Source organism: Nocardia pseudovaccinii (genome assembly GCF_050942345.1).
Classification (GTDB): Bacteria; Actinomycetota; Actinomycetes; order Mycobacteriales; family Mycobacteriaceae; genus Nocardia; species Nocardia pseudovaccinii.
In genome coordinates, this window is sequence record NZ_CP192074.1 from 5,751,815 (window position 1) to 5,768,343 (window position 16,529).

Genomic DNA, 16,529 nt, shown 5'->3' on the forward strand with positions numbered 1-16,529 from the left:
TCGCTCCCGCCGCGGGGGGCCACCAGAATCCGCGAGAACGGACTCCGCATGTCTGAGCACAAACATGCCGCAGGCCAGCCCACCGAACCACCGACACCGACCGCCACCGGCGGGGCCCATCGCAAGGACGAACGCGGCGCGCCCGGCGGCGGCCTGCACCGATCACACGGCCTCGGCGGGGTGCTGCGCGATATCGGCTACGTCACCTTCGGCAAGTACGGACAGTACGTCATCACGATCGTCACGGTTCCGCTGATCGCGCGGGTGCTCGGCGCACACGGCCTTGGCCTGCTGGCAATCGGTATGTCGTCGTATTTCATCGGCTCGCTGCTGGTTGATCTCGGCATCACCTCGTTCCTGGCCGCGCGGGTGCACGATTCGCGCGAACGCGAGGGCGAGAGCGCGCGGCTGCAGATGATCAATCAGTTGCGCGGCGATTATCTGGCGATCCGCGCGAGCACCCTCGGCGTCATCGGGATCGCCCTGCTGCTTTGTCTGGCGGCGAGTGCGTCGGTGCAGGTGGACATGATCCTGTTGGGCCTGTTCGCGGGCGGATTCTGGTCGGTCTCGGAGGATTGGCTGCTGATCGGGCAGGGCCGGTTCGGAGCGTCTACCGCCTATCAGGCGGTCGGCCGGGTCGGCTATCTGATCCTGCTCGTCGGGCTACTTCCCCGGATGCCGAGCGCGCAGCTCGCACTGCTATGCCTGCTGATATCGTCCGTGCCCACCGTGGCGCTGACCTGGTGGGATTCGCTGCGCACCTTCGGCCCGCCCACGCCGCCTCGGCAATTCAAGAGCGTATTGCGAACGGGCGCACCGGTTCTCACGTCGCGGGTGCTGGTGACGTCCTATGGTCAGGGCGCGGCCGCAGTGTATTCCGCTGTGCTGGACACGGTTTCGCTCGGTCTGTACTCGGCGGGCGATCGGCTCGTGCGCGCGATCCAATCCACCCTGGATCCCATCGGATTCGCGCTACTGCCCCGCATGGCGAGGCGCAGCACCGATCACCGATTCTGGCGGCACGCGCTGCTGGCGCTGGCGGCCTGCATCTGTGTCGCCACCGTCGCGGCCGTGGCCGTCTGGCTGGCCGCGCCGCTGTTGATCCGCCTGGTCTTCGGTGACGAATTCACCGGAGCCGTCGGGCTGTTGCGGGTCGAGATCTTCATGCTGCCCGCTACCACGATCACCTCGTTCGTCACCACGGCGCTGCTGCCGGTGCGACAGGACACCACCGGTGTGCTCATCGGTGCGGTGCTCGGCACCTGTGTCGCAGGCGTCGCACTATTCATTGCTTTTCGGACTCATTCGGTCTGGACACTCGTCTACGGCAGTGTGCTCGTCGAATTCAGCACGGCTATCTGGTACCTCGCGCGGGTCCGCACACTGATCGTGCGCGAACGCACGGCGTCCGTAGCCTCGAGTCCCGCCGTGGTGCTGATGCGCGAGGAGGGCACCGCGTGAAGATCTTGTTCATCGGGGACGACTGGGTCGGCAGCAATGCGCGCTCGCTCGCGGACGGCTTCCGGCAGGCGGGCCACGAGGTGGTGGTCGTCGACTCCACCCCGGTCACCCTGCCGATACGACTGTCACCGCCGTGGGTCTATGCCAAGTTCGCGCGGCGGCGCGCGCCGTGGACCGTCACCGACCTGCACGGCGAAATCGACCGTGCCGCAGCGCAGTTCCAGCCGGACCTGGTCTTCGCGTTCAAAGCCGTGCACCTCGACCAGCACAGGTTGCTGGACATCCCGGCGCGGCTGCATGTGCACTACAGCCCCGACGATGTCGCCAATCCGGAAAACATCAGTCCGGAATACCTTGCGCACGAGTCCGATTGGGACCTGATCGTCACCACCAAGCAGCACAATGTGCCCGAACTCCTCGATCGGGGCGCGAAGGCGGTCGGTTTCGTCCGCAGCGCCTATGACCCGGCGTGGCACTATCCGGCCGCGCGCGGACGGACACCGCGCTACCTGGTCGGGTTCATCGGCGTCTGCCGCCCCGATCGCCGGGCCGATCTGGTCGCGCTGGCCCGCGAACACGGTGACCGGATGCTCGTGCGCGGTCCGGGCTGGCGGCGGGTTCCAGAATTGCGTACCACCCGCGCCACGGTGGGCGGCCCGGTCTACGGTTCGCGCTATTCGGCCGTGGTCGCCGATGTCACCGCGAATCTGGTGCTGCTCAACTCCGACAACCGTGACACCCACACCTGTCGCACCTTCGAAGTGCCCGCCGCGGGTGGGCTTTTCGTCGGCGAACGCACCGACGAACATGCGGAACTCTTGCGCGACACCGTCGAATGCTTCCTGTTCGCCGATCAGGCGGAGCTGCGCGAAATCCTCGATTGGTGCGCACGGCATCCGGAAAAGGCGGATGCGATCGCCGAAGCCGGATACCGGCGGATCGCCGACGGCGGACACCGGTATGTCGATCGGGCACGCGAGATCATGGACGCACTCGAGGCAAGAACATGACCGCCTATACCGAGATCATCGCAATCGCTTGCGCCCTGGCCACTTTGGTGGTCGCCTCGGCATGGGTGCCCAGCGTCGCACGGGTTTTCATCATCGCGCAGGCCGCATTCTGGTCGCTGTCCTACCTCGCCCGGCCGCTGGTACTACTCGCAGTGCAACCCGAACCGCACTACGGCGACAATGTGCCCGATCCGCGACTGGCCGTACTCGGCTACGACCGCGGCATCGCACTGGTGCTGCATCATGTCGTCTTCGGCTTGTGGGTATACGCGATACTCGTTGTCGGATATGCGATCTGGTCGCGACGCCATCCGGTACCCCGCGCGCCCGCGATGACCGGCAATCCGGATTTCGTGCCCGCCCTGGCCACCATCTACGTCATCGGGCTGTTCGGTAGGGGCGCCTCCTACGCCTCCGGATCCACCGGGCACGCCGGTGATGTCGACAGCGCCAATCCGATTCTCGCCTTCGTCAGCATTCTCGCGACCGTCGCGGCGCTCGGATTGATCATTTTCATCCGACCGGCCCAGCCGCGCACCACCGCGGTGTTGATCGGTGCGATGTTGGCCGGGGAACTGATGTGGACCGTGGTCGTCGAATCGAAGACCCCGATCCTCGGTGCCGCGCTGGCCGTGGCGGTCCGGTTCGCGATACTCGGCTGGACCAAGGCCAAGGTCGTCGGTGTGCTGGCCATCGCGGTGCTCGGCATCGGCGGTTTCGGGTGGTTGCAGTCGTTCAAGACCACCGAGGCAGGCAAGGCCGAAGCAGCGATGACCAGTTCGGCATATCCGCCTTCGGTGCGACCGTTCCTGAGTATCCTGCGGCGCTTCGATCTGCTGGAGGCCGCGACCGACGCCTACTATCACGGCACCGGATATTGGCTGACGCCCGCCGAGGAGTTCCGCCACGCCGCGCTGAGCCTGATTCCGACCCAACTGCTCGGTGCCCCGAAATTCCAGTCGGGTACCGCATGGGCCGACGACGTTCGCGGCGCCTCGGTGGATATGACACGGGTCTCGGTGTCACTCGCCGAGGGAAATATCAACGAGGGCTATGTGATCGGCGGCTATACCGGCATCGTGGTGAGCGTCGGCTTCACCTTCGTGCTGCTGCTCGCCTGGGCCAAAGCGCTGTATTCCCAGTACTTCCCGATGGTGGTGCTCGCGCTCGCGCTGACCGGAGCCTCCTCGCTGTTCGAGCGCGGCATCCTCGGCAGCATGGAGGCGCTCGGCAAATTCCTGCAGGCCGCGGTGCTCGCGACGCTGATCTATCTGGCGGTCCAGGAATATCGCCGCCGCGCGAAACCGCGGGTCCTATCGCCGCCACCGCAACAGCCTTTGCTCGTCATCGGGAAAAGAGGTTCCGAACAATGGGGTTGATCGATTACTGGCATATCGCGCGTCGTCGCTGGATGCTGATTCTCGGTGTGCTGGTGCTGTGCCTACTCGCGGCGGTGGGTTACGCACGCAGCCAACCGACGAACTATGTGGCCACGAGCAGCGTCTACGTCTCGATGGCGACCGGAACCTCGGTGAACGATTCATATCAGGGCGGACTGGCCGCCCAGCAGCGCGTGCGGTCGTACCTCGACTTGGCCACCAGCGCCAATGTCGCCAAGCGCACCATCGACGATCTCAGCCTGAAGATGTCGGTCGACGAACTGCGTGCCAAGATCACCGCGGCCTCGCCGCCCGCCACCACTTTGATCGTCTTCTCGATCAAGGACAGCTCACCCGAACGCGCCCGCGATATCGCCAATACCGTTGTCGCACAGTTCCGTCAGCTGATCGGCGAACTCGAATCCATCGAGAAGGACGCCGCACCCGCCGCCCGCGCCGAGGTCGTGGACCGAGCCGAACTGCCATCCGGAGCGAGCGGTCCGCAATCGCCCCGGCTGCTCGCGCTCGGTGTGCTGGCCGGACTCGCGCTGGGCGGGCTGGCCGCCTTCGTCCGCGATCGCACCGACCGCAAGCTGCGCACCTCCAATGATCTGGCGGCGGTGCTGGCGGGCCCGATTCCCGGATCGACGCGCACCAGCGCGCCGGTACCGATCCTCGGCATCATCGATCTCGGTCGTCCGGGTGCGGTCGAGGAAACCCGAAGGCTGCGAACGCGTTTGCAGCGCAACGGTGAGGCGACGACGGTGCTGCTGTCGAGTCTGTCGGCACGGTCGGAGCCGGAAATCGCGATGGCGCTGGCCAAGTCGTTCGCCGATACCGGTCGGCATGTGGTCTATATCGACGCCGACACCTCCGGTCACGGCGGATCACAGCAGATCGTCCTCGGGGCGGTGCCCGGACTGGCCGGTGTCCTGCACGGATCCTTGCCCGTTACCGACGCACTGACCGGCTGGCCGCAGGCGGGGGTGACGGTGCTGCCGCTGGGCGAGCTGGATGGGCACACCTCGGACCTGCTCGCCTCCGACCGGTTCGCGGCCGTGGTCGCCAAACTGCGCACCGATTACGACCATGTGGTGATCCAGGCCGCGCCGGTCGCCCACGCCGCTGATGCTATCGCCCTTGCCCCGCTGTGTGAGCAAACCGTCGCGGTGGTCGAACTCGGCACCAGCACCGCACCGCGAATCCGCGGCGCGCTGGCCACATTCGGGGACAACCTGCTCTCCGGCGCGGTAGCGTACAGCAAGCTCGGCACGGGTATACAGCGGCTGGTGGGGAGGCTGCGCCTTTGAGTTTCGAGGCTGTCCATCGACGACGACTGCTGGCCGCATCCCTCGGCGCCGCCGCCGCGGTACCCCTGGCCGCCTGCTCCTCCTCCGATTCCCCGGGTGTCGAATTCCGGTCGCCGCATGTCACCGACGCACCGGCGGCGCGCAATGTCCGCGACTTCGGTGCGGTCGGGGACGGCGTCGCCGATGACACCGCGGCGATCCGGTCGGCGGCAGCCGTCGGAGACGCGCCGCTCGTGCTGTATCTGCCCGCAGGCCATTACAAAGTGACCTCCTGGCCCGATCTGCCCGACTACGCAACGGTTCTCGGCGACGGCGGCGATGTCACGCTGGTCACTTGCGATGCCGACATCACGCTCATCACACTGCGAAAACGCAACCGGGTGCGGTTCTCCCGCATCGGCTTCTTCCTGACCGGACCGCGCTCGACGGCGGTGGTGCTGTCCGAATCGTTCCGCTGCTCCTTCGACGGAGTGGTGATCCGCGGCAATCACCTCAGCGACAACCATCCGCGCTTCCTGCAGCAGCGCGGTGTGGTCCTCGAAAACAACACCGGTGGAACGGCATTCGTCAACTGCGATATCAATAACTTCGGCTTCGGCATCGTCACCTCCTGCATCCAGAACTACGTGACCTCCTCCAAACTCACCAGCAACTACATCGGGGTGCTCGGCACCGGCAACGACCACAACGCGGGGCTATCGCTCACCAATGTGGAATTCGTCTCCGACGAGGATCCGCGCACCACCGATCGGCATATCAGCATCGACGGTGCGGCCAATGACTGGTGGCTGACCAATGTCTGGTTCGAAGGCGCCGATACCGCGCTGTCGGTGGGCCAGCGCGATCGCGGCGGACCCGCCCAGTTCGGCATGATCAACTGCAAGGTCGCCGCGCGCACGGTCGGGCTCGATCTCGTCTACTGCCGGCAGCCGTATCTGGCCAATGTGCAATTCGACAAGGACTCCGATCGGCCGCCGATCGAGTTGCGCATCGACGCGACGGGCTGTCCGGAGGGCACCGCGGTCAACCTGATCTCCAGTGCCTCCGATGATCTCGCGCCCGGCATGTTTCCGGAGAAGTGGCACGTCATGGGGCGCGACGGTATGCATGCGCCGCAGTACAGCGGCACCATGGTCGGCCGGGCCGGGCAGGTCAATGCGGATATCTACCAGGCGCAGGCCCCCGACGGCACCGTGCGATCGGCCGTATTGTCCAGCGGTGCTTGGCTTTCCGACCGCGCGGAGAGCGGGATCGTGCTCAAGGACGCGGCGGGCGGCTACTGGCGCCTATCGGTCGGCACCGATGGTGCCGTGAAAACAACCTCGCTCGGCCGCCAACGACCCCGGGAGTGAGCATGTCCAGCAGTTCGTTGTCCGGAATCCGGCTCGGACCCATGACATTGCACGGTGCGACGGTCGTGCTGCGCCCGCCGCGGATCGACGACTACGCGCAATGGCGGCGGATCCGGCTCCGCGATCAACGCAATATCGAACCCTTCTGGTCGAGTTCGCCGCTGGACTGGGATGCGCGACATACCGGAAAGCTCTGGGTCCGTGAATGTCTCAGCGTGCGTGCGGAGGCGCGGGCGGGTCGCCGACTGTCCTTGGTGATCGAGGTCGACGGCAGACTCGCGGGCCAGATCGAACTGGTTTCCATCGAGTCCGCGACCGGCTCCGCCGAAATGGGGCTCTGGGTGGATGCGGAGGTGGCACGGCACGGCATCGGTGGCCTGGCCTCGTCCATGGTGCTGGATTTCGGTTTCGGACCGGCAGGTCTGCAACGCATTACCGCCCCGATCTCCCCGGCGAATCTCGCCACCGCGCGCGGCGCCGCCCTCATCGGTTTCCAGCGCGAAGCGATGATGACCAGGTATTTCGATGTCGGCGGGGCTCGGCGCGACCACGAATTGTGGGCGATCACCAAAGCCGCGATCCCACCGAACGGCTTCGCGCGGCACTGGATCGAGAGCCACTCGACCCAACATCCGCAAACGCCGCAGCCCGCCCGACCGGACGCCGACACCGATACGCCGCTGAACCGGACCACCGTGCTGGCCGCCATTGCCCGCTACTGCGCGGGCCGGGCACTGCACCGATTCGATCCGCTGCGCTCACCGCCCACAACCCGCCTCACCGATCAGGACGATCCGAGGGTGGTGCTGCGCAGTCGGCACCTGCTGGACCGGACAAGGTGGCGGGCCGCGCGAATCCGTAACCGCGCCGCACTCGATCCGGAGCCGAACGCACCGGCCACCGCATGGGAGCGCCGGCACGGACGAATCGCCTGGCTACGCGAATTCTTCTGTGCTCGTGCGGGATTGCGATCCGAACGGGGTCTGGTCCTGGCGGTCGAGGTGAACGGCGATTACGCGGGCGAATGCCGATTGTTCGATCTGGATATGTTCGATCGCAATGCGCGCATGTTCGTGTGGACCGATCCGGCCGTCGGCGGTGAGCAGGTCCGGACAGCGGCCACCCGGCTGCTGCTCGACCACGCCTTCACCACACTCGGCCTGTGCCGGGTGGCGACCGCCATCGAACCCGGCGATGTGCATGCGGCCGAAATCGCCGCGCGTGTCGGCATGGTCCGCGAGGGACGCATGCGCTGCTTCGTCGGCGCCACCGGTCGGCGGGCCGATCACGACCTGTGGGCGGTTACCACCCCTATCGCCCAGGGGTGACGAAGTTGCGCGGACACGGCGTCGCACCGGACGTACAGTGAACCGGAGAACCTATCGCGCGCAAGCCGATTCGTGCCGGGGGCCCTGTGTGCGCGTGCATCATCTCTGCCCAGGAGTTCAGCATGGACCACGTCGACCGCGGCCATACCAACCCCGACAACCCCGCGGCCCGTCGCAACCGTTTCGCGCGCAGCAACGAGCTCCAGGCGCGGCTGCACGATCTGGTACCCGGCGGTGCGCACACCTATGCCCGCGGGCCGGATCAGTATCCGGAGTTCATGGCGCCGATTCTGGTGCGCGGCGAGGGCTGTCGGGTCTGGGATGCCGACGGCAATTGCTACGTCGAATACGGCATGGGCTTGCGTTCGGTCACCCTCGGCCACGCGTATCGCCCGGTGCTCGAGGCCGTGACCAGGGCGATTGCCGACGGTGTCAGCTTCAGTCGACCCACCGAGCTGGAATTGCTTGCGGCACAGGATTTCCTGTCATTGGTGCCGGGCGCCGATATGGTCAAATTCGCCAAGAACGGCTCCGACGCCACCACAGCCGCGGTGCGGCTGGCCAGGGCCGCGACCGGACGCACCGTCATCGCGGTCTGCGATCAACCGTTCTTCTCGGTGGACGACTGGTTCATCGGGACCACCCCGATGGACAGCGGCATACCCACCGAGGCCGTCGCAGGCACGATGAAATTCCAGTACAACGACCTGCCGTCGCTGGCCGCCGTGCTGAATACCGGCGCGGTCGCGGCCGTGGTCATGGAGGCGGCGACCGCACTGAACGAACCAGCACCCGGCTTTCTCGAAGGTGTGCGCGAACTCTGCGATCGGCATCGCACCCTGCTCATCTTCGACGAGATGATCACCGGGTTCCGGTGGTCGGTGGGCGGGGCGCAGGCCATCTACGAGGTGACACCCGATCTGTCGTGCTGGGGCAAGGCGATGGGCAATGGATTTCCGATTTCGGCGCTGGCGGGTAAGCGCGAGTTCATGGAGCTCGGCGGGTTGCGTACCGACCGCGATCGGGTGTTCCTGCTGTCCACCACGCACGGACCGGAATCGGCTTCGCTGGCGGCGTTTCGCGCGGTCGCGCACGAATACACCACCGGCGATCCGATCGCACGGATGGAATACGCCGGTCGGTTGCTCGCCGACGGTGTCAACGCGATCGCCGCCGATCTAGGTATCGCGGACTACCTGCAGGTGCTGGGCCGTCCCTCCTGTCTGATCTTCGTGACCCGCGATCCCGATGGCCGGCCATCCCAGGAGTTCCGCACGCTATTCCTGCAGGAACTGCTGGATCGAGGTGTGCTCGGTCAATCCTTCGTCACCTCGGCCGCGCATACCGAATCCGATATCGACCGGACGATCACGGCGTGCCGTGAGGCGGCGAGCGTGTACCGCAAGGCAATTGAGCAGGGCACGGTCGACGGGTTGTTGGATGGCCGCCCGGTGGCTCCGGCCATTCGACGCAAGGCCGAGCCCCGACGCATCGGCTCGGTGGCCGAATGAACCTGTCGCACAAGGGGACCGGATCGCCGCGAATCGCGATCGTGCACGAGCGGTTCACCGAATTCGGCGGATCCGAGGCGGTGGTCGGCGAATTCGTCGAAACCTGGCCCGACGCACAGGTATTCGCGCCGATTGTCGATCCGGCAGGCATCCGACCGCCGCTGACCGCGGTGCGGAGCACCTGGCTCAGCCGCGCACACGCAACCATCGGTCGTCGCTCGCACGCCCCGCTATTGCCGTTCGTGCCACGCGCCCTTCGAGAGCTGCCCTTGCGCGGACGGTTCGACGCGGTGCTCATCAGTCATCACGCCTTCGCCACGCAGGCCGCATTCGCCACGGACGCACCGACCATCGTGTACGTGCACAGTCCGGCGCGCTGGGCCTGGGATCCGGAATTCCGCGCACAGGAGGCGGGCGGCCGGGCCGGACAGCTCGCACTCACCGCTCTCGGCCAACTGGCCCGTCGCGGCGAACTGCGCGCAGCCCCACATCTCACGCACGTAATCGCCAACTCGCACGCGGTGGCCGATCGCATCCGCGACTGGTGGCGGTTGCCCTCGACCGTGGTCAATCCCCCGGTGCAGGTCGACGATTTCACCCCCGACCCGGCCGTACCCCGCGGGGACTTCTTCCTCGCCGCTGGGCGCCTGGTCCCCTATAAGCGCCCCGACCTGGCCATTCGCGCCGCCCAGCGCGCGGGTGTGCGCCTGGTCGTCCTCGGCGACGGACGCTTCCGCCCCCAACTCGACGCGATCGCGGGCTCCGAAACCACCTTCCTCGGTGCCACACCTTTCCAGACCCTGCTCGACATGTACCGCCGCTGTCGCGCACTGCTCATGCCGGGCATCGAGGATTTCGGCATCGTCCCTGTCGAGGCAATGGCCTGTGGCACACCGGTTCTCGCGGTCGGTCAGGGCGGGTCCCGCGATACCGTGCGCCCCGGAATCACCGGCGAATTCGTCGAACACGGCAGCGACGAGCACGTCATCGCAGGCCTGGCGCAGGCCATGCGCGACTTCGATTCCACCGTCTACGATCCGACGGTAATCCGGGCCCACGCAATGACCTTCTCCCCCAAGTCATTCCGCGCTGGCATCGCCGACATCGTCAGCAACACGATCGGATCCGGATAACCACTCGATCGGTCGCGCGAGGACGCTCCACTTCCGCCTCGAAGGCGTCTCGAGCGAGGCCGGGAATTCGCCGGTCGGCGCCCGCACCGAGGACGGCTGCAGCTCGACGCTGCTGGCGCCGTTGACCATCGGCACGGGCAGTCCCACCCGGCGCTAGTTGAGCGGTTCGGACAGGTCGGTCTTCAGGTGCTCGAGCCCCGCCCGGATCCGGGATTTGACCGTGGGGAGACCGACCCCGAGATGGGCCGCAACCTCGGGATAGCTGAGTCCGGAGTAGTACGCGAGCGCGATGGATTCGTGCTGGAGTGCGGTCAGATGGGTGAGGCTGCGGCGCAGGGCGTCCCTTTCGTCGTGCCGCACCGCCGCCTCGGCCACCACATCGGCCGGGGGCTGATAATCGCGACTGCCCCAGGAGTGATTGTGGTCCATGGTGGCGCGTTCGTGCCGGACCCGGTCCACGGCCTGGCGATGGGCCAGCATACGCAACCAGGTGAGCACGGAACCGCGGCGCTCGTCGAACCCGATCGCACAGCGCCATACCTCGAGGTAGACGTCGTGACAGGTCTCTTCGGCATACCCGCGGTCACGGACGATTGCCAGCACCCGGCGATAGACCAGACCGCGAGTGCGGCGGTAGAACTGGGCGAAGGCCTCTTGATCGCCGTCGCCGATGCGATGTACCAATTCCGCATCGACACCATCGGATTCGATATCAATCCGATTACGAACCGGCCGAGCGACGGACCGCAGCGTAGTTGGAAGTCGTTCGGACCGATGTGAATTGTGTTCGGACCGAGATGAAACGAGCAGGATCACGATTGCCCCCAGACAAACAAGTGATGCGACATGCAGGTTGATTTCGACGTATGAAGCTGCGTCGAAGCAGACCGTCGAGGGCATGGACGGCACTGGCGGAGAACGGAATCGGCCGGGGACTGGGGCCGATAGTCCAACTTTCACATTACCGCGCCGCGCGCAAATGATCATGCACTTTCGCGCAGTAACGGATTTACTCAGACGCGCAGGCCGAGTTCGACGATCCCTTTCGCCACCGCGTGTACGGCGACCCGATTCTTGCGAGCATGTGTGCGGATCAGTTCGAACGCGACCTCCGGCGTGGTCCGCCTGGCATTGGCGATCACACCCTTGGCCTGTTCGATGACGATCCGCGAATCCAGCGCGTGCTGCAACTGCGCGGTCAGACGCTGCTGACGGCGTAGCACGTTGGAATTTTTGATGTGGCCGGTCGCCATACTCGCCAACAGTCCGCCCACCGAGAGATCCTGGTCGGTCCAGGTCCGTGGGCTCGGGCCGTACAGGCCGAGCGCACCGACCGTGGTCCCGCCGACCCGCATCGGGATCTCGGCCAGCGACGACAACCCGTGCCGGACCGCCTCGGCCGCGAACTCCGGCCAGCGCTCGCCGTGTCGACCGATATCGTCGATCGCGATGGGTTTGCCGGACCGGTACGCGTCCACGCTCGGACCGCGTTCGCTGCGATGCTGACAGAGTTCCATGGCCACCAGTTCGTCCGGAGCCGCGGCGGCCATCCGGGAGCGCTCGTCGGGCGTGAGCGTCTCGTCCGGCATCAGCATGACGGTGCAGCCCGCCAGATCGAGCGCGACGATCGCGCTGTTCATCAGCTGGCGCACCATCTCCGCCGTGTCATCGATCGCAGGTAGCAGTTCGGCTAGTCGCGCTGCAGCGGCAACCAGCACCTTGTTGTCAGACACCCGAATCACCCCACACGTGCGAAAGTCGGTCGTCCCCTCAAGTCCCGCGCCGCACTTGCTGACGTTTCCATGGTATGGCCGAGCGAAGTAACACACCACAATTTCGACACCACCACGCTCCTTTGAATTATCCAGCTACTCATCGGATTCCGTTGACCGGTCATCGGATAGTGGTCGACATGGCTACTATCCGAATGCCACGATGAACGACAGGCTCGATCTGACCGTGCCACAACGATGTGCCGAGTGAGGCTTATTTTCGCTGAATTCCCTCCGTTTAAATGTGCCGCATTGCGGCGAGTAGCAATCACCGCGACCGGGAGACTGCAATGGCGCCCCCATTCGACGATCGGCAGCACGACCGATCATCCGAGCCGCTGCCGGATTCGATCCAGTTATTACGGTCACTTGTGCGCGCGGTCGACTCGCTGGCGAGCGATTTCGACGTTGTCGAACTATGTCAGCAGCTACTGGAAGCGTGTACCGAAGTCACCGGCGCAAGCGATGCCGGATTGTTGCTAGCCGACCAACGCGGTGAGCTACAAGTACTTGCCTCTACCAACGAGTCGGCCCGACTGCTCGGTTTGTTACAGCACGAGGGACCGAGCCTGCATGCCTACCGGAACAAGACCGCGACATCGGTCCCCGATCTGCGTGCCGACGCGGATCTGTGGCCGGAGTTCGCACCCGCGGCATCGGCCGCGGGATATCGCTCCGCCTATGCCGTGCCACTGCGGCTGCACCGCGACAGCATCGGCGCGCTCACGATCCTTGCCACCTCGGCCGCCGCGCTCGGACAGTTGGATCTGCGCATCGGGCAGATCCTCGCCGATATCGCGGCCGTCGGCATCGCGCAACACGTGATGCTCGCACAGGGCGCGACGATCCAGGCGCAGTTGCCGACCGCGCTGAACACGCGCGTCGCCATCGAGCAGGCCAAGGGTGTGCTCGCCGAACGCGGCGACCGCGATATGGATCGTGCGTTCCAAATCATGCGCGGACATGCTCGCGCCACCGGACGACGGCTCTCCGATATCGCCGGTGACATTGTCGAGGGGCACATCGATCTGCGTGCGGACGCGGCGGACTGAGTCAGGTATCGAAGCGCAGCCGGTCCGCCACGACCAACGCCGCGACCTCGGCCAGCGACAGCCCGTGCGCGAAGGCATAGGCGCGCAGCCGCGCATAAGCGTCGGGTGCGCGAATGTCCAATTGTGCGAGCACGATTCCGGCTGCCTGGTGGATCGTGCGACTGGTCAGCGGCTGATCCCACCATTGCGCGGCGGCGTGCGCGGATTTCGCCGATCCGGCCACCAGTTGCGCGATGACCAGATCGGCGATGTGCAGCCCCGCCGAAATCACGTACGGTTCCGGTTTGCCCGGTTGGGCCCGATACAGATCGAGCACACCGAAACGCACCACTCCCAGCTGTAACGGCACCGCGACCATCGACCCCGCGACCACCGCCCCGGCCACCTCGACGCGGTTCAATTCATCGGCGAAACCCGGCCACCGCACATCGGTTTCGGCCAGATCCGCCACCAGCACCGGCACACCGGCGACGGCAGCGTCCACGGCCGGCCCCTGCCCCGCGGTGGCCTGCACCGCCTCCACCCGCGCCGCCACCGAATCACTTGTGGCCCACGGCTGCAGCCCGGCATCGCGCTCCTGGATCAGGATCGCGGCACGCTGCACCGGCAGCACCCGCACACAGGCGCCGCACAAGGCGGTCATCCCACCGCCTTCGGCCGACAGTTTTTTCAGAAACTCGAGGGCCGATAAAAATTCATCGGTCAACTGATCGAACTGCCCCACACCATTCCTACGAAATTTCACGACCGTTATCCCTGCGACGAGTTCGACGGTCCCTTGTCCCAGGATTCGTCACCACCCCGGCACTAGACCGCAACTACGCGCAGGAAATACGGCAGGTCGGCACCGCAAGAATACGAAACACCGATCGTCCACACCAGGGCCGAACGTCCCACGCTCGCCGCTGGAGGCGGTTCGCGTCGGGACAATCAGCCCATGATGGGATCTATCACCAATGTAGGCCGGGGATTACCCGGGTGACCCGCGCGGCCGGGCTCGGCAGTGCCATCAGTGGCAGTACCACCGGCGCGAGGTAGGACAGCGCATTGCGACCGGAGTCCTGATCCGCCTCGTCGGTTGCGGCGGGCGCCACCGTCTTCTGCTGCTTCCCCTGCGCCGCATGCGATTCACCGAACCAGCGGAACCCCTGGTGCATGATCGTCCGCTTGACCGACGGCATCAGCAGCTCGACCGCCTGGGCGAAGGTGCCGACCGGGGTATCGATGCGGTGCGGGCGATCCTCGATGGCGCGCACCACGATTTCGGCGGCGCGGTCGGGATCCGGCACCGGCAGCGAGCGATAGATATCGGTCGGCGCGATCATCGGCGTACGCACCAATGGCATGCGCACGGAGGTGAAAGTGATTCCCGCATCCCGATTTTCGACGGCAGCAATCTCGCTGAAGTTGTCCAGCGCGGATTTGCTCGCCACATACGCGGCGAAGCGCGGCACCTTGGTCTGCACGGCGATCGAGGAGATGTTCACGATATGTCCGAAGCGCCGCGCCCGCATCGACGGCAGCAGCGCGAGAATGAGTCGCACCGCACCGAAGTAATTGACCGCCATGGTCCGCTCGAAATCGTGCATGCGATCGGTGGAATTGACCACCGAGCGACGGATCGACCGTCCCGCATTGTTCACCAGATAATCGACATGACCATGATCGGCGAGCACCGCGGCGACCAGGTCGTCCACACCGTCGGAATCGGTGATGTCGCACGGATAGGCATGGGCGACACCACCTTCGGCCCGCACCGACTCCGCCGCGGCGTGCAGATCGTCGACACCGCGGGCCACCATCAGCACGGTCGCACCGCGCTGCGCGACGGCATGGGCGGTGGCCAGTCCGATACCGGAGGACGCCCCGGTGATCAGGACGACGCGACCGTCCAGCGGATCACCGCTGTCGCCGGGCCGGCCCCGGTTCGGGTCCAGGTTCTCGGCCCAGTACTGCCACAGCCGCTCGGCGTAGCTGTCGAACGACGGCACCGCCAACCCGGTCCCGCGCAACTGTGCCCGCGTGGAGTCGGAGACGAATTCCGCCGCGAAGGAGGCGTGCGGTGCGACCTCGGCCGGAATTCCCAACTGCTCCAACAGGAAATCGCGAACCGTCGCGACTCCCGGGATGTGGGCGAGCCCGTTCAGCGCGAGTCCGCTGCCGGGCACTGTACCGATTCCGGTCGGCGCACCCGCCGCGGCCGCGAGCGCACCGTAGATATCGCCGAACGGCTGCGGCTCGGGGTTGACCAGGTGGAATGTACGTCCGTCGAGCCCCTTGCGGCGCACCAGCTCGACCATCGCGCCCGCCACGTAGTCGACCGGCACGATATTGGTCGCACCCAGATCCGGCAGCAGCATCGGCAGTTCGGCAGGTAGTGCGCCGAGGCGCGAGATGGCCGGGAAGAAGTAGTACGGACCGTCGATCTTGTCCATCTCACCGGTGCGCGAATCGCCGACCACGATCGCCGGGCGATACACCCGCCAGCGCACCCCCTCCGATTCGCGGACCAGCTTCTCCGCGGCGAATTTGGTCCGGTGGTACGGCGAGGTCAGCCGCTGGCCGAGGTCGAAATCCTCCTCGAAGAACTTGCCCTTGTGGTCACCGGCCACGGCGACCGAGGAGACGTGATGCAGCACCGCGCCCAATTCGCGGGCCAGCTCCAACACCGAGCGCGTGCCCGCGACATTGGCCGCGTGTGCGGTCTCCTCGTCGGCGGTCATGTCGTAGACCGCACCGAGGTGGATCACATGGTCGGCCTTGGGCGCGTCCTCGATCAAACCGAGACCTTCGGCGGTCAGATCGCCGAGCATCGGAAATGCGCGTTCGCCACCCGCCCAGCCCGCGGTGAGTTCACCGAATTTCGCCACCGACGCGGTGCGAACCAGCACATGCACAATGGCTTCGGAATCGGCCGCCAGCAGTTCTTGAACCACCCGCCGGCCCAAGAATCCGGTTCCGCCCGTCACGATGAAAGTCGTCATCGCATTTCCTCCTGCTGTCGCACTCGAATTGAGTTGTCACACATGCGCGCCCGGCATGCAGCAGTGAATGCGGACATCATTGATTTCGGCTGCCAGCCAACAGTTTGCTGAGCCAATGCAGGAACACCGTTGCCCTACTGGTGGGTAACTTTAATCGGCGCAGCTAGCCTCGAGCAAGCGAACGACGCCCAAGGGCGATGTGTGAATGGTCACCAATAGGCGTCGCTAATATTGTGT

13 protein-coding genes are annotated in these 16,529 nt (G+C 65.8%); 9 read left to right on the top strand and 4 right to left on the bottom strand.

The features are described 5' to 3' along the window. The first annotated feature begins 48 nt into the window (after window positions 1-48). The 8 genes from ACQPZ2_RS25870 (at window position 49) to ACQPZ2_RS25905 (ending at window position 10,484) form a co-directional block, all read left to right on the top strand. The gene (locus ACQPZ2_RS25870) at window positions 49-1,461 is read left to right on the top strand and encodes a lipopolysaccharide biosynthesis protein (protein WP_433520811.1); all 1,413 of its coding nucleotides are present in this window, start codon (window positions 49-51) and stop codon (window positions 1,459-1,461) included. After that, entirely contained in the window at window positions 1,458-2,471 is a 1,014-nt protein-coding gene (locus ACQPZ2_RS25875) for a CgeB family protein (RefSeq protein WP_433520812.1), read from the top strand. The genes ACQPZ2_RS25870 and ACQPZ2_RS25875 overlap by 4 nt, the downstream gene beginning before the upstream one ends. Further along, a complete protein-coding gene (locus tag ACQPZ2_RS25880; protein WP_433520813.1) occupies window positions 2,468-3,850 on the top strand; it encodes a hypothetical protein in 1,383 nt (460 codons plus the stop codon). Before ACQPZ2_RS25875 ends, ACQPZ2_RS25880 begins: the two co-directional genes overlap by 4 nt. Then, complete coding sequence (locus ACQPZ2_RS25885) at window positions 3,841-5,160, top strand: Wzz/FepE/Etk N-terminal domain-containing protein (protein ID WP_433520814.1); 1,320 nt, start codon at window positions 3,841-3,843, stop codon at window positions 5,158-5,160. Before ACQPZ2_RS25880 ends, ACQPZ2_RS25885 begins: the two co-directional genes overlap by 10 nt. Beyond that, the gene (locus tag ACQPZ2_RS25890) at window positions 5,157-6,512 is read left to right on the top strand and encodes a glycosyl hydrolase family 28-related protein (RefSeq protein ID WP_433520815.1); all 1,356 of its coding nucleotides are present in this window, start codon (window positions 5,157-5,159) and stop codon (window positions 6,510-6,512) included. The genes ACQPZ2_RS25885 and ACQPZ2_RS25890 overlap by 4 nt, the downstream gene beginning before the upstream one ends. Before the next feature lie 2 nt (window positions 6,513-6,514). Beyond that, the gene (locus ACQPZ2_RS25895) at window positions 6,515-7,840 is read left to right on the top strand and encodes a GNAT family N-acetyltransferase (RefSeq protein ID WP_433520816.1); all 1,326 of its coding nucleotides are present in this window, start codon (window positions 6,515-6,517) and stop codon (window positions 7,838-7,840) included. A 122-nt stretch (window positions 7,841-7,962) separates the two neighbouring features. Next, on the top strand, window positions 7,963-9,351 hold the full coding sequence (locus ACQPZ2_RS25900; RefSeq protein WP_433520817.1) for a glutamate-1-semialdehyde 2,1-aminomutase: 1,389 nt from the start codon (window positions 7,963-7,965) through the stop codon (window positions 9,349-9,351). Next, window positions 9,348-10,484 carry a glycosyltransferase gene (locus ACQPZ2_RS25905; RefSeq protein ID WP_433520818.1) on the top strand — a complete coding sequence of 379 codons (1,137 nt, stop codon included), beginning with the start codon at window positions 9,348-9,350 and terminating at the stop codon, window positions 10,482-10,484. The genes ACQPZ2_RS25900 and ACQPZ2_RS25905 overlap by 4 nt, the downstream gene beginning before the upstream one ends. A 153-nt stretch (window positions 10,485-10,637) precedes the next feature. Here the strand turns inward: ACQPZ2_RS25905 and ACQPZ2_RS25910 are convergent, their stop codons facing one another. Together ACQPZ2_RS25910 and ACQPZ2_RS25915 are read right to left on the bottom strand one after the other, a co-directional pair. Continuing rightward, window positions 10,638-11,168, bottom strand: coding sequence for a sigma-70 family RNA polymerase sigma factor (locus ACQPZ2_RS25910; protein ID WP_433520819.1), 531 nt, complete (start codon window positions 11,166-11,168; stop codon window positions 10,638-10,640). A 329-nt stretch (window positions 11,169-11,497) separates the two neighbouring features. Further along, a complete protein-coding gene (locus ACQPZ2_RS25915) occupies window positions 11,498-12,217 on the bottom strand; it encodes a GAF and ANTAR domain-containing protein (protein WP_433520820.1) in 720 nt (239 codons plus the stop codon). Between the two features lie 329 nt (window positions 12,218-12,546). Here ACQPZ2_RS25915 and ACQPZ2_RS25920 point away from each other — a divergent pair, with 329 nt between their 5' ends. Continuing rightward, entirely contained in the window at window positions 12,547-13,308 is a 762-nt protein-coding gene (locus ACQPZ2_RS25920) for an ANTAR domain-containing protein (RefSeq protein ID WP_433520821.1), read from the top strand. Between the two features lies 1 nt (window position 13,309). Here ACQPZ2_RS25920 and ACQPZ2_RS25925 read toward each other — a convergent pair whose 3' ends face one another. Continuing rightward, the gene (locus ACQPZ2_RS25925; protein WP_433520822.1) at window positions 13,310-13,951 is read right to left on the bottom strand and encodes a GAF and ANTAR domain-containing protein; all 642 of its coding nucleotides are present in this window, start codon (window positions 13,949-13,951) and stop codon (window positions 13,310-13,312) included. A gap of 307 nt (window positions 13,952-14,258) precedes the next feature. Beyond that, a complete protein-coding gene (locus ACQPZ2_RS25930; RefSeq protein WP_433520823.1) occupies window positions 14,259-16,292 on the bottom strand; it encodes an SDR family oxidoreductase in 2,034 nt (677 codons plus the stop codon). Window positions 16,293-16,529 lie beyond the last annotated feature (237 nt).